This is a genomic window from Brachybacterium sp., from assembly GCF_036379615.1.
Lineage (GTDB): Bacteria > Actinomycetota > Actinomycetes > Actinomycetales > Dermabacteraceae > Brachybacterium.
Map to the genome: position 1 here is coordinate 57,275 of NZ_DASVGJ010000074.1, position 13,460 is coordinate 70,734.

At 69.1% G+C, this 13,460-nt stretch carries 9 protein-coding genes and 1 other RNA gene; 7 read left to right on the top strand and 3 right to left on the bottom strand.

Annotated features, from left to right (window positions below; genetic code table 11):
- The first annotated feature begins 1 nt into the window (after position 1).
- From ftsE to smpB, 4 genes are all read left to right on the top strand, one after another.
- Positions 2-1,030, top strand: a complete 1,029-nt coding sequence (gene ftsE / locus VF289_RS17870) for a cell division ATP-binding protein FtsE (protein WP_330885539.1) — start codon at positions 2-4, stop codon at positions 1,028-1,030.
- Positions 1,027-1,944, top strand: coding sequence for a permease-like cell division protein FtsX (gene ftsX, locus VF289_RS17875; RefSeq protein ID WP_330885541.1), 918 nt, complete (start codon positions 1,027-1,029; stop codon positions 1,942-1,944). The genes ftsE and ftsX overlap by 4 nt, the downstream gene beginning before the upstream one ends.
- A 2-nt stretch (positions 1,945-1,946) precedes the next feature.
- Positions 1,947-3,278, top strand: a complete 1,332-nt coding sequence (locus tag VF289_RS17880) for a peptidoglycan DD-metalloendopeptidase family protein (protein ID WP_330885543.1) — start codon at positions 1,947-1,949, stop codon at positions 3,276-3,278.
- Between the two features lie 133 nt (positions 3,279-3,411).
- The gene (smpB, locus tag VF289_RS17885) at positions 3,412-3,921 is read left to right on the top strand and encodes an SsrA-binding protein SmpB (RefSeq protein ID WP_330885545.1); all 510 of its coding nucleotides are present in this window, start codon (positions 3,412-3,414) and stop codon (positions 3,919-3,921) included.
- A gap of 13 nt (positions 3,922-3,934) precedes the next feature.
- Here the strand turns inward: smpB and VF289_RS17890 are convergent, their stop codons facing one another.
- Positions 3,935-4,507, bottom strand: a complete 573-nt coding sequence (locus VF289_RS17890; protein WP_330885546.1) for a hypothetical protein — start codon at positions 4,505-4,507, stop codon at positions 3,935-3,937.
- 226 nt (positions 4,508-4,733) lie between these two features.
- Between VF289_RS17890 and ssrA the strand changes: the two genes are divergently transcribed.
- Positions 4,734-5,104: a transfer-messenger RNA gene (ssrA, locus tag VF289_RS17895) on the top strand.
- Between the two features lie 82 nt (positions 5,105-5,186).
- On the opposite strand, the gene VF289_RS17900 is transcribed toward ssrA, so the two are convergent.
- Positions 5,187-7,214, bottom strand: a complete 2,028-nt coding sequence (locus VF289_RS17900) for a glycoside hydrolase family 3 protein (protein ID WP_330885548.1) — start codon at positions 7,212-7,214, stop codon at positions 5,187-5,189.
- Positions 7,193-8,092, bottom strand: coding sequence for a sugar phosphate isomerase/epimerase (locus tag VF289_RS17905; protein WP_330885550.1), 900 nt, complete (start codon positions 8,090-8,092; stop codon positions 7,193-7,195). Before VF289_RS17905 ends, VF289_RS17900 begins: the two co-directional genes overlap by 22 nt.
- A gap of 222 nt (positions 8,093-8,314) precedes the next feature.
- On the opposite strand from VF289_RS17905, the gene VF289_RS17910 reads away from it, so the two are divergent.
- Both VF289_RS17910 and hrpA read left to right on the top strand, forming a co-directional pair.
- On the top strand, positions 8,315-9,262 hold the full coding sequence (locus tag VF289_RS17910) for a phosphotransferase (RefSeq protein ID WP_330885552.1): 948 nt from the start codon (positions 8,315-8,317) through the stop codon (positions 9,260-9,262).
- A gap of 225 nt (positions 9,263-9,487) precedes the next feature.
- Positions 9,488-13,450, top strand: coding sequence for an ATP-dependent RNA helicase HrpA (gene hrpA / locus VF289_RS17915; protein WP_330885553.1), 3,963 nt, complete (start codon positions 9,488-9,490; stop codon positions 13,448-13,450).
- The last annotated feature ends 10 nt before the right edge of the window (positions 13,451-13,460 follow it).

Genomic DNA, 13,460 nt, shown 5'->3' on the forward strand with positions numbered 1-13,460 from the left:
AGTGATCCGTTTCGACGACGTCACCAAGACGTACATGCGTGGCCAGCACCCCGCGGTGGAGAATCTCGACATCGAGTTCACCCGCGGGGAGTTCGTGTTCCTGGTCGGTGCCTCCGGCTCCGGCAAATCGACCCTGATGCGCATGGTGCTCAAGGAGGTCGCCCCCACCCGCGGCACCGTCTACGTGGCGGGCAAGGACCTCTCCCGCATCCCCTCGTGGAAGGTCCCCTCGCTGCGCCGCGACATCGGCATGGTCTTCCAGGACTTCCGCCTGCTGCCCTCGAAGACCGCATACCAGAACATCGAGTTCGCCCTGGCCGTGATCGGCACCCCGCGCAAGGTGGTGCGACGCCTGGTGCCCGAGATGCTCGAGATGGTGGGCCTGGAGGACAAGGGCAAGCGGCTGCCGCACGAGCTCTCCGGCGGTGAGCAGCAGCGCGTCGCGATCGCCCGCGCCTACGTGAACCGCCCCTCGATCCTGCTGGCCGACGAGCCCACCGGCAACCTCGATCCCGCCACCGCAGAGGGGATCCTCGACCTGCTGGCAGAGATCAATGAGCGAGGCACCACCGTCGTGATGGCCACCCACGACCGGACTGCCGTGGACCGGATGCAGCGTCGCGTGGTCGAGATGGTCGGCGGCCAGGTGGTGCGCGACCAGCCGCACGGCACGTACGAGACCCCCGCTCCGGTGAGCGTGATCTCCGGGAACCTGCCCGACGACTCCGCCCACCGCGCCGAGCATCCGCTGGATGACGAGGAGCTCCGCAGCGATTGGGACGGGGCGCCGTCACCGCAGTCCCCGCCCGAGGAGGACCAGAGCGACCCCGCTGTGGACGCCGCGCAGGACGCTCCTGCGCAGGACCCGGCCGATGACCTGACGGCCGACGATGGACTCGCCGATGATGTGATCGAGGAGGACCTGATCGACGAGCGCGAGGCACGCCGAGCGCGGGACGAGGACCTCTCGGCCGAGGACGGCTTCGCCGAGGACCCGTTCGGGACCACCACCGAGGGGGACCGGCGATGAGGGCGCGGTACATCCTCGGGGAGATCCTCACCGGGCTGTGGCGCAACATCGCCATGGTCATCTCCGTCATCATCGTCACCGCGGTCTCGCTGACCTTCGTCGGCGCCGGAGCGCTGATGCAGAAGCAGATCATGGACATGAAGTCGACGCTGGTCGAGCAGTCGCAGGTGACGATCTTCCTGTGCTCGCCGCACTCGACGGCCGCGTCCTGCGCAGGCGGTGCCGCGACGGACGCCCAGATCGACTCGGTGCGCGAGGCGCTCGAGGGGGATGTGCTCTCCCCGTACGTGGCCTCGTACTCCGAGCGGTCCCAGGAGGAGGCGCTGTCGATCTATCAGGAGCAGTTCGCCGGCGAGAGCTTCGTCTCGAACTTCACCGAGCAGGACATGCCGGTCTCCTTCCACATCACCCTCGAGAACGCCGACGACTCCGCGGCCGTGGTCGAGTTCTTCCAGGGGCGGGACGGCGTGGACGAGGTCACCGACCTCCTGAGCACCTTCGCCCCGTTCATCGATGTGCTCAACCAGTCCACCATGTTCGCCCTCGGGCTCGCGGTGCTGATGCTGATCGCCGCGCTGCTGCTGGTCGCGACCACGATCCGGATGTCGGTCGCGGGCCGTCGCCGGGAGATCGCGATCATGCGCCTGGTCGGAGCCTCGAACCTCTTCATCCGCCTGCCGTTCCTGCTCGAGGGGGCGGTCGCGGCGCTCATCGGCGGCGTCATCGCCTCCGGGATGCTGTGGGTGGGATTGCACTACATCGTCCAGGGCTGGCTCGCACCCACCCTCGGGCAGCAGCTGATCACCGTCGGCACCGCTGACCTGCTGTGGGCCGCCCCGCTCCTGATCGTGCTGGGGGCATTCCTCTCGATCGCCTCATCGGTGGTCTCCCTGAACCGTTACCTGAAGGTGTGAGCATGTCCCAGAGCATCCTGCGCCGACCGCTGAGCCTGCTCGCCGCGGCAGTGGTGGCACTGCCCCTGCTGGCCTCCCCGGTCTCCCCGGCCCTGGCGGACGGGTCCAAGGATGACAAGATCGCCGAGCGGGCCGAGGTCGATGAGGAGCTCGAGGACCTCCGCATCGAGCTCAGCGACGTCAACTCCGATCTCGCGGACACCTACATCGCACTGGCCGAGACAGAACTGCTCATCCCGCAGGCGCAGGAGGACCTCGAGGAGGCGCGGGCCGCGCTCGAGGAGGCCCGTGAGGAGGACCGCCGCATCGGCGAGCGCCTCGGCGCGGCCGAGGAGGAGGAGCGGGAGCTCTCCGGCCAGGTCGAGGAGGGCCAGGAGGAGGTGGGCCGCAGCAACGAAGAGCTCGCCACCGTGGCGCTGACCGCGTACAAGGGCGGCGGGATGCCGAATCCCTCGACCGTCTACATCGGCAACCAGAGCCCCCAGGATGCCGTCGACCGCTCGATGAACTACCGCCTGACCATGGCCTCGCAGGGCACGCGCCTGGACGGGCTGCGCACCGATCAGGCCGTCACCGAGAACTCCGCAGAGCGGCTGACCGCGGTGCGGGAGGAGATCAAGCAGCTCAAGATCGATGCGGAGGAGGCCGTCGAGCGCACCGAGGAGGCCGAGGACGAGGCCGCCGTGGCGAAGCAGGACCTCGATGATCTCTACGCCACGCAGAAGACGCAGAGCGAGCTGCTCGAGACCAAGAAGTCGCAGTACGAGGGTGATGTCTCGACGCTGGAGACCCGCAGCTCGACTCTCGACACCGAGATCGAGGAGCTCGCCCGCCAGGAGCGCGAGCGCGAGGAGCGCGCACGGCAGGAACGGGAGCGTCAGCAGAACTCGCAGAACAGCGGCGGCTCGAGCGGCTCCTCGAGCGGCTCGGCGGATCAGGGCGGAGGCTGGGTCTATCCCGTCAACGCTCGGCTGAACTCGAACTTCGGCTGGCGCGTCCACCCGATCTACGGCACTCGCAAGCTCCATGCCGGGGTCGATTTCCCCGTCGCCTGCGGGGTCCCCGTGGGTGCGACCCATTCCGGGCGCGTCATCGCACGGGAGTACAACAGCGGCGCCGGGAACAAGATCATCCTCAGCCACGGCATCCACAACGGTCGCCTGGTCACCAGCTCGTACCACCACCTGCAGGGCTATGCGCAGCCCGTGGGAGCGCAGGTCTCGGCGGGCACCACCGTGGGCTATGTGGGCACCACCGGCTCCTCGACCGGCTGCCATCTGCACTTCGAGATCCATGAGGACGGCAACGCCGTCAACCCGGCCAAGTACATCTGAGCGCATCGGCCCCGGTGACGCCTGCGGCGAAAACAGCTCGCGGCCGATGGTGACCAGCGCGTAAGCTGGAGCGTCCGGTCGTCAGGTGCGTCCGGGTCATGCTCTGGACGCGATGATCGACAGGAGGGACGCGATGTCGGCCAAGAACGGTGGCGCGAAGAAGGCCGCGGCCACGGGCGACGGGCCCACGAAGAAGCTCATCGCCTCGAACAAGCGCGCCCGTCACGACTACTACATCGACGACACCTGGGAAGCCGGGATCGTGCTGACCGGGACCGAGGTGAAATCCCTCCGGGACCGCGGCGCCTCCCTGATCGACGGGTACTGCTACGTCGACGGGGGCGAGGTGTGGATGGACAACGCCCATATCGCCCCGTACGTGAAGGGCACCTGGACCAATCATGCCGCCCGTCGCAAGCGGAAGCTGCTGATGCACAAGGTGGAGATCGAGAAGCTCGCGAGCAAGTCCCGCGAGAAGGGCTTCACGATCGTGCCGCTGGAGATGTACTTCCTGGGCTCCCACGCCAAGGTGCTGATCGGGCTGGGGCGCGGCAAGAAGGAATGGGACAAGCGCCAGACCCTCCGGGAGAAGCAGGACCTGCGCGAGGCGCAGCGCGCCATGCGTCAGCGCGAGCTCGCCTGACGGCGACCGCGTCTCAGGCCGCGAGATCCTGACGGCTCAGGCGGGTGACCGTCTGCCGACTGGAGGCGATCGCGCCCTCGCCGTCCACCCCGAGCCGCTCGCGCATGAACAGTGCGCGCCGGGCATCCTCCAGCGCCGCCTCCCAGAGGCGTCTCGCCGCCTCGGGGAATCCATCACGGTGCTCCGCCTGCGCATGCTCGAAGCGGCACTTGGCCCGGTGCTGGAACACGGCGGCCAGCACCGACATCGACGACGGGGAGGTGGGGTCCTCCAGTCCTGTCTCCTCGGCGGCGAGGTCGAGCTGCTCCTCGGCAGCCACGAAGGCCCCTTGCCACTGCAGCACGTGGGCGTAGCGTGCGCGACGCACCGCCCGCATCACCGGAGAGAGTCCCTCGTCGGCGAGCGCTCGACGCCCGGCGATCGCCGCCTCATCGAGCCGGCCGAGCATCCTCAGGTAGGAGACGGCACGTGGGTCCTGGGGATGCTGCGCGCACCAGGACGCCAGGGCCACGGGGTCCGAGACCTGCTCCCGCAGCGTCTCGTCGTCGACGGTGATCGGGGTGCCTGCTGCCTCGAAACTGCTCACCGGGCCATCTTCGTCCGTTGCGGTGTCCAGGTCCAGAGCTCGCCGCTTCGCCGTGAGCTGAGGAATAACGGCTTCAGATCGTCCCTGAGGCGCGGTAGACTCGTCCTACGACGTTCGAGCTCGCCTCGCAGCAGCCCGGCGTCGGTGGATGTTTGACAAGTGAAGAGTGAGTGCAAGACGGCGGCCCGACAGGGCTGTCGAGAGTTTGTTCTGCATATCCACGCCAGGGGCCGATCGGTTTCGACGGTAGTTGTCCAGCGAGGGGAAGCGGGCCGAGAACCCAGAGTCATCTCGTTAATGTCCTCTGGAAACCAATAAGTGCCGAACCCAAGCGCACTGACTTCGCTCTCGCTGCCTGATCAGCGTTAGCAGTCTGGAACCCCGGGGGTGCTCCTGACCCGGATCGTTCCATCATCTAAGGAGCCACTGCTGCCGACCCTCGTCATCGGGGAAGGATGAACACCTCAGAGTGACTGAGTCCGTCGACGACGCGTTCGCACGAGCGTCGGGACTGAGAAAACGCCATTGCGGACTGCGCCCGGAGAAGCCCTCGCTCCGCACTACCGGACGCGGGTTCGATTCCCGCCGGCTCCACCATTGCACTCACCACGAAAGGCCCCCTCACCTGCACTGATGTGCGGGCGAGGGGGCCTTTCGCGTGCTCGGGGTCCAGCCGTGCTCAGTCCTCGTAGGTCAGGCCGTGGCCCAGCCGGTAGCGGTTCCCGTCGGCGTCGACGTAGACGTAGGGGCGGCCGCCCATGTGCTCCTCCTTGGCATACCCGGGGACGTCGTTCGGGGAGGCGCAGCGGCCCTCCTCGTCCACGGCGATCGCGGCCGCGTCGATCGGGAAGGTGATCGGCAGCTGTCCGGTGGGGGAGAACTCGCCGAGGATCGCCTCGACCATGATCCCGTAGTCGGTCTCGAAGCCCATCAGCAGTGCGTCCGCAAGCGGCTCGATGCCGTCCAGCAGCCAGGGGAACAGGGTGTTCAGGCCCACCACGAGCGTGTCCACATGGGCCCGGATGTCACGCACCTTGGCGATGTCCACGTGCGAGTGATCGTCGATGCTGAGATCCCCGATGCCCACGAACTCGAAGTACGAGCCGATGAACGGGCGCAGCAGCAGGATCGCCACGTCGGCGTCGTGGTAGTCGGTGGTGAAGGAGATCCCGGGATGGGCCTCGGTGAGGCGGCGGCGCAGCGCGTCGAGCTCCGTGACCGTCAGACGGGTCGCGAACAGCTCCACGTACACCCGCTTGCCGGCCAGCGATTCTGCGGTCAGCGGCAGCACCCCGTCGTGGTTCTTGGCCAGCACCACGGACCTGCGGTGCGCCTCCTCGGCGGCGGCGCGGGCCTCGGCGTTCTGCACCGTGCGCTCCGCTTCCTCGGGATCGGCGTACGGGTTCTCGAACAGGCCGAGCGTGAACAGCTCCTCGAGCAGCAGGGAGGCGGCCTCGTCCAGGCGGTCCGCGGTGAACAGGCCCGTGATGTAGGCCTCCCGCACGGAGGCGACGTCGTTGGTGTCGGCGAACATGTCGGTGCCCGCCATGACGGCCGCGCCGACGCGCTCGGCGGGGGTGAGCTGCTCGACGCCCCAGGCCATCTTCGAGAGCACGCCCGAGTCGGAGTTGATGTAGCCGCGGTGGCCCATGGTGCGCAGCAGAGCCAGGGTCTCGCGGTTGAAGGCGAAGCCGAGCTGCTCGAAGTCCGTCAGCCGGCCCTGGGGCGTGGAGGACTTCTCGTCCGAGGGGATGGCGTAGTACGGCATGATCGACGCGGTGCCGGCATCGATGGCGGCCTGGAACGGCGGGAGGTGGTACTCCTCGAGCGACCCGGCCGTGGGGTAGATGTTGAAGCGGCCCTCGGCATAGTGCGGATCGGTGCCGTTCTCGCGGGCACCGCCGCCGGGGAAGTGCTTGACGGTCAGGGCGACGCCGTCGGTGTCGAGCCCGTCCTCGCCCTGGAACCCGCGCACCACGGCGTCCATCGCCTGGGCGACGAACTGCGGGTCTTCGCCGAAGGTGCCCTGGCCGCGGAACCAGCGCGGATCGGTGAAGACGTCGGCCATGTACATGTAGCCCTTGCGCAGCCCGGAGCTGAACCATTCCCGGCGGGAATGCGCGGCGAAGGCCTTGATGGTCTCGATCGACCCGGTCGCGGCCAGCCCCAGAGTGCCGGGCCATGCGGTGAAGGGCTGGTCCTCGGGGGTGCTGCCCATCCTGAAAGCGCCCGCCTCGTTCTTCGAGTTCGCGGCGACGATCACGGGGATGCCCCAGCGGGTCTCCTCGGCGACCTCGTTCATGGTGTTGATCCAGGTGGCGATGCGGGATCCGGTGGGCTCCTCGCGCATGATGAAGTGCCGCATGTGCAGGCCCTGGATCATCTCGGTGGTGCCCTCGAAGGGAATGCCGGCGCTGGTGTGCGGATCGATCTTGATGGGCAGGTGCTGCTCGTCCAGCACACCGTCATGGCTGGTGAAGTCCTTGTTCCGCTGCGAGATGCCCATCGGGCGGGAGCTGATGACCATCAGGCCGAGCTTCTCGTCCGGGGACATGCGTGAGACGAGGTCCGCAGCGCGCTCGGCCGGGGTCAGGCGCCAGTCCTCGTAGGGGGTGAGCTCGCCGTCGCCGTCGAGGTCGCGGAACTGCAGTCCGTCGATCTCGATGATCTTCTTGAGCCTGCTGGTCAGTGGGATCTGCTGGGCCATCGGGGTCCTCCTGTGGTGATGAGTGCTTCGTAGCCGAGGGAGACGAGGTGCTCGCGGCTCATGTCCAGTGACTCCCAGATGTCCCGGCCGTAGGTGCGGTCCTGCTCGATGAGGAGGTGCTCCGCTCCGGAGGCGATGGCCTGCTCGATGACGGGCCTCCAGTCGAGGGTGCCCTGACCGACCTCTGCGAACTGCACGATGTCTGCCTGCCAGAACTGGGCGAAGACATCCCGATCCCCGGACTCCATGGACTCGAGGACCTCCGCCGGCGGCATCGCGATCCGGAAGTCCTTGAGGTGGACCAGGTCCAGCACTCCGTCGAACGCCTTCAGAGTGCGCTCGGGGTCGAATCCACCGCGCTGGACCCAGTGGCAGTCGATCTCGAAACGCAGGTGGGGCGCCTTCCGACGCAGTCGATCCAGCAGAGTCTCGCCCTCGATCTTCGCGAACTCGACGTGGTGGTTGTGGTAGCTGAGGCTGAGGCCCTCTGCGGCCAGGCGCTGCGCATGGGCGTCGGCCTCTGCCGCGAAGTCGTCGAAGGCCTCCCTCGAGCGCAGTGCGGACATCGGCATCATCCCGATGCGGAGCATCGAGGTCCCCAGTCGGCGGGCATGCTCGATATGGAGGTCGACGTCGTGCTCGAGGCTCAGCTCGTCGCTGCCGGCGGGGACGGAGGTCTTGGCGGAGATCGCCGCGACCTCGATCCCGAGGCTCTCTCGCGCCGCCTCCATGCCGGCGACGTTCTCTTCGGTCATGGGGATCTGCGAGACCTCCACGACCTCGAACCCGGTCTCGTGGACACGCTGCAGAACCGGGCCGATGCCCTGCTCGGCGACATGGTCCTTGAGCATCATGAGCTGAATGCCGATCCTGGCCACGGGGTCCTCCTGGAGCGCGCTGGACGGGGAGCCCGACGTGTGCGCGCGGATCAGCGCTCGTTGCTCGCTTCTCGCTGCGCCGGGAGCTCGCCGCTCACCGTAGTCAGTGAACTGGCTCACCAGGGGGTCTTGCCTCGGATTGCCGCCGCGAGGCCGACTTCTGCCGCTCCGGACGGGGCAACCTGATTGCTGTTCCGACCGCGGCCGCCGTACCGTGGCCGGATGACCGGCATGTCGAATGTCGTCCCGACCCTGCCCGCCGCCGACCTCCCCGTCGATCTGCGGCGCATCGAGCTGCTGTGCGCTCGGCTCCGCCCGGAGGAGGGGGTGGAGCTGGATCACATCGTCTGGAAGCTCGCGAAGCTCCCGCGGGCCGAGGGCTGGGACAACGTGCTGTGGCCGGTCGGTGCGCTGGACGGGCGCGAGCTGGTGCTCCGGGTCGCCCGGCGCGAGGTCTCCCACGCGCTGCTGGGACGAGAGGTGACGGTGCTCCGCCGTCTGCGCGGCCTGGGCACTCAGCTGCCGATGCAGCTGCCGACGGTGCTCGCCGTGGCCGAGGATGCGGTGCTGGTGGAGTGGATCGAGGGGGACTCGGCCGATGCATCGGAGGGCGCCGCACGGGTCGCGGTCGCCCATGACCTCGCCAGGATGCTCGCCACGATCCATTCGGGTCCCGCTCCGGAGGTGGGGCTGAACCCCGTGCGCGGGGTCCCGCTCCTCACACGAGCCGATGCCTTCCTCACCGATCTGGACAGAGCAGGCCTGCCCCCGGAGCTGCGTGCGAGGGCCGCGGCACGCTGGCGGACGGGGATCGCCGCAGAGACCTGGCAGGGCCGTGCTCTGCTGCTGCACGGCGATCCGCATCCGGGGAACGTCGTGCTCCCACCCGTCGGGGTGCGCGGAGCGGCCACGCTGATCGACTGGGGCGACACCACCCGCGGTGATCCGGCGAGCGATCTGGGCGGGATGCTCCTCCACCAGCCCTCGGGGGCCCTGCTGCGCACCTACCGGGAGACCGCAGCCTGGACCGGGATCGACGACGAAGAGGTCTGGAGCGCCCTGGAAGCGCGCGCCTGGGCCTGGGCCACGAGGATGGCGCTCGCGCTGGTCCTCACGTACCCGGTGGGCACTGGTCTGGGGGCCGCGGGGCACCGCCTGCTGAACAGCTGAGCAGACTCTGCGCCCGGTCGGTGCGCGACGAGGTCGAAGGCCTGGAGTCCGCGGACGTGCGCCAGCCGGGTCAGGAACCCGATGCCCCCGACAGGGCCCGCGGATCGACGGCGTGACCGTGCCCGCCTGCACAGTGCCCAGCTCACGCTGTCGCCCCGACCCCTCCTCCACAGTGGCGAATTCCGCGCGACCCGGGCAGCGGCCTCCACGTAGAGTGGTGCCGCCATGACCACGCCCTCCTCGACGCCCGCCCCCGGCCACCCCGACCCGGTGGATACGGCTCCGGCCGATACCGATCCGGCTGACTCCGATCCGGCTGACACCGACCGTCCCGGGACCCGCGGCCCCCGCATCACCTATCCGGGTGACCTGCCCGTCTCCCAGCGGCGGGAGGACATCCAGGCCGCGATCCGCGAGCACCAGGTGGTGGTGATCGCGGGCGCGACCGGCTCCGGCAAGACCACTCAGATCCCCAAGATGCTGCTCGAGCTCGGCTACGGGCAGCGCGGGAAGCTGATCGGCCACACCCAGCCGCGCCGGATCGCCGCACGCTCGGTCGCCCAGCGCATCGCCTCTGAGATGGGGGAGAAGCTCGGCGAGGGGACGGTCGGATTCCAGGTCCGCTTCACCCGCGAGACGGGCCGCGGCACCCGGCTGAAGCTCATGACCGACGGCATCCTGCTCGCCGAGATCGGCCGAGACCGCCTGCTGAAGCGCTATGACGCGATCATCATCGACGAGGCCCACGAGCGGTCCCTGAACATCGACGTGATCATGGGATACCTGCGCCAGATCCTGCCCCAGCGCCCGGATCTGAAGGTCATCATCACCTCGGCGACCATCGACCCCGAGCGCTTCGCGGAGCACTTCGGCCGCACGCTCCCCTCGGGGGAGCGGGAGCCCGCTCCGATCATCGAGGTCTCCGGGCGCACCTACCCCGTCGAGATCAGGTACCGCCCGCTGGTCCTCGAGCCCGACGTGGACGAGGACGACGAGCTCGAGGACATCCACTCCATCGAGCGCGACCTCACCCAGGCGATCACCGACGCGGTCGACGAGCTCGCGGCCGAGGGCCCCGGTGACCTGCTCGTCTTCCTCCCCGGCGAGCGTGAGATCCGCGAGATCTCCGACGCCCTCACCGACCATCTGAGCCGCGGCACCCGCGGCCGCTCCGCGCTGCCCGTCGAGGTGCTGCCGCTGTTCGGCCGGCTCTCCGCGCAGGACCAGCAGAAGATCTTCTCCCCGCCGAAGGCCGGCACTTATCGGCGCATCATCCTCTCGACGAATGTCGCCGAGACCTCGCTGACCGTTCCCGGCATCACCTACGTCATCGACTCGGGCCTGGCCCGCATCTCCCGCTACTCCCAGCGCACCAAGGTGCAGCGCCTGCCCATCGAACCGATCTCGCAGGCCAGCGCGAACCAGCGCTCGGGGCGCTCGGGCCGTACGTCCCCGGGCATCGCGATCCGTCTGTTCTCCGAGGAGGACTTCGAGGGTCGGCCCGAGTTCACCGAGCCGGAGATCCTGCGCACCTCGCTCGCCTCCGTGGTGCTGCTGATGACCTCGCTGGGCCTGGGGGATGTGGAGTCCTTCCCCTTCGTCGAGCCGCCCGCCTCCCGAGCGATCACCGACGGTGTGCGCCTGCTGGACGAGCTCGGCGCGATCGAGGATTCACCGGGGGAGCCGGGGGGCCGCCGCCTCACGAGGGTGGGTCGCACCCTGGCCCGCTTCCCGCTGGATCCGCGGATGGCACGCATGCTCATCGAGGCGCATCGTCTGGGCGCGCTGCGCGAGGTGCTGATCATCGTCGCCGCGATGTCGATCCAGGATCCGCGCGAGCGGCCGCTGGGCCAGGAGCAGCAGGCCAAGGAGAAGCACAAGCGCTTCGAGGACGAGACCAGCGACTTCCTCGCCTATCTGAACCTCTGGAACCATCTCCAGGCCCGTCGCAAGGCACTGTCGAACTCCGCCTTCCGCCGCGAGGTGCGCTCCGAGCACCTCCACTACCTGCGAATCCGGGAGTGGTGGGACCTCCACTCCCAGCTGCGGGACATGGCCAAGGACGCGGATCTCTCGCGCAATGACAACGACGCCTCGCCGCAGGCCATCCACCAGGCCCTGCTGGCGGGACTGCTCAGCCATGTGGGCCTGCAGGATGACCGCACCCGCGAGTACGCCGGTGCCCGCGGGGCCCGTTTCGCGCTGTGGCCCGGCTCGGCGCTGGCCAAGAAGCGCCCCGACTACGTGATGGTCGCCGAGCTGGTGGAGACCTCTCGGCTGTGGGGCCGCACCGCAGCCCGGATCGACCCGGCCTGGGCGGAGGAGACCGGCTCCCACGTCGTCAAGCGCACTCATTCCGCCCCGCACTGGTCCTCGAAGCAGGCCTCCGCGATGGCGCACCAGAAGATCACCCTCTACGGAGTGCCGCTGGTGGCCGATCGCGTGGTCGGCTACGGCCGGATCGATCCCGAGGCCGCGCGCGAGATCTTCCTCCAGAACGCGCTGATCGAGGGGGACTGGCGCACCCGCCATCACTTCTTCCGCGACAACCAGGCGCTGATCAAGGAGCTCGAGGAGCTCGAGGCGAAGACCCGTCGGCGGGACCTGCTGATCTCCGACGAGCAGCTGTTCCGCTTCTACGACGAGCGGATCCCCGCCTCTGTGGTCTCCGGTCGCCACTTCGACACCTGGTGGAAGACCCAGCGCCATGAGACCCCGGATCTGCTCACCCTCACCGAGCAGGACCTGCTGGCGGCCGAGGAGGGCGTCACCGAGGCGATCGCCTCCGAGTTCCCCGACACCTGGGTGCAGGGAGACATCACTCTGCCGCTGAGCTACTCCTTCGGCACGGTCGGGGCGAAGGGCTCCGACGGCGTCACCGCCACCGTCCCGCTCGCGGTGCTCAACCGGCTCGAGGCTCGCGGCTTCGACTGGCTGGTCCCGGGTATGCGCGAGGAGCTGATCACGGAGCTGATCCGCACCCTCCCCAAGCCGATCCGGCGCCACCTGGTGCCTGCCCCGGAGCGGGGCAGGACTGTCGCCGCGACGCTTCACGATGACGATCCCGAGGCGGGGGAGGCGTTCGTCGAAGCGGTCGCGGACGAACTGGTCGCCCTGCCGGGTGTGCCCGACGATCTCCCCCTGTACGGGCCGGAGTTCGATCTCGCGAAGCTGCCGGCCCATCTGCGGATGCACTTCCGGGTGGTCGACGACAAGGGGCGGGAGATCGGGACGGGGGATGATCTCGAGCAGCTGAAGGGCCGGTTGAAGAAGCGGGTGGACGCCTCGGTCTCCACTCGCGCCGACTCCCTCGCCCGCACCGATGTTCCCGGTTTCCCACCGGAGGGCGTCCCGGCGGTGCACGAGTCCACCGTGGGTGGGCTCAAGGTCGCCGGGTACCCGGCCCTGGTCGCGCGCCGCGGCGAGGACGGCCGATGGGCCCAGGTGGATCTGGCGGTGCTCGCGACGGCGGACGAGCAGGCCCTCGCGCATCGCGAGGGCGTCATCGCCCTGCTGGACCGCGACCTCGGCGCTGATCTGGGGGCGGTGCTGAACTCGCTGCCGAATCCCACCAAGCTCGCGGTCGCGGGATCGGACTACGCCTCCACCGCGGCGCTGCTCGCCGATGCCTCCCGCGCCGCGACCGTCCACCTGGCGGGCGACGCCATGGCGCGCACCCGGGACGAGTACGACGCGCTCCTGGCCCGGATCCGCAGCGGGCACGACGCCCTCGCCGCCCAGGCGGTCAAGGACGCCGCCGCAGCGCTGGCCACCTCGGCGAAGCTCCACAAGGAGCTCTCCCGGGCCCCCTCGCTCTCCGTGCTCTCCCACCTCACCCAGATCCGCGAGCACGCGGCCTCGCTGCTGGGGGACGGGTTCATCTCCCGCACCGGTGTCACACATCTGCCGGATCTGCGTCGCTACCTCGAAGGCGACGCGCTCCGACTGGACAAGCTGCCCGGCAACCCTCGCCGGGACGAGCAGCTGGCCTGGCAGATCAGGGACCTCACCCAGCACTGGGACGCGCAGCGGGCGAAGCTCTCCGCCCGCCGACGGGCCGACTCCGACGTGCGGGAGATCGACTGGCTGCTCGAGGAGTTCCGGGTGAGCCTGTTCGCCCAGACCCTGGGCACCAAGCAGACGGTCTCCGACAAGCGGATCCGCTCGGCGATCGCCGCGCTGAGCTGAGGCGAGCGAC

Excerpts from the sequence above, each read along its gene's own strand:
- ftsX (WP_330885541.1), top strand. The coding sequence starts at position 1,027 with ATGAGGGCGCGGTACATCCTCGGGGAGATCCTCACCGGGCTGTGGCGC.
- VF289_RS17880 (WP_330885543.1), top strand. The coding sequence starts at position 1,947 with ATGTCCCAGAGCATCCTGCGCCGACCGCTGAGCCTGCTCGCCGCGGCA.
- smpB (WP_330885545.1), top strand. The coding sequence starts at position 3,412 with ATGTCGGCCAAGAACGGTGGCGCGAAGAAGGCCGCGGCCACGGGCGAC.
- VF289_RS17900 (WP_330885548.1), bottom strand. The coding sequence starts at position 7,214 with ATGGCCCAGCAGATCCCACTGACCAGCAGGCTCAAGAAGATCATCGAG.
- VF289_RS17910 (WP_330885552.1), top strand. The coding sequence starts at position 8,315 with ATGACCGGCATGTCGAATGTCGTCCCGACCCTGCCCGCCGCCGACCTC.
- hrpA (WP_330885553.1), top strand. The coding sequence starts at position 9,488 with ATGACCACGCCCTCCTCGACGCCCGCCCCCGGCCACCCCGACCCGGTG.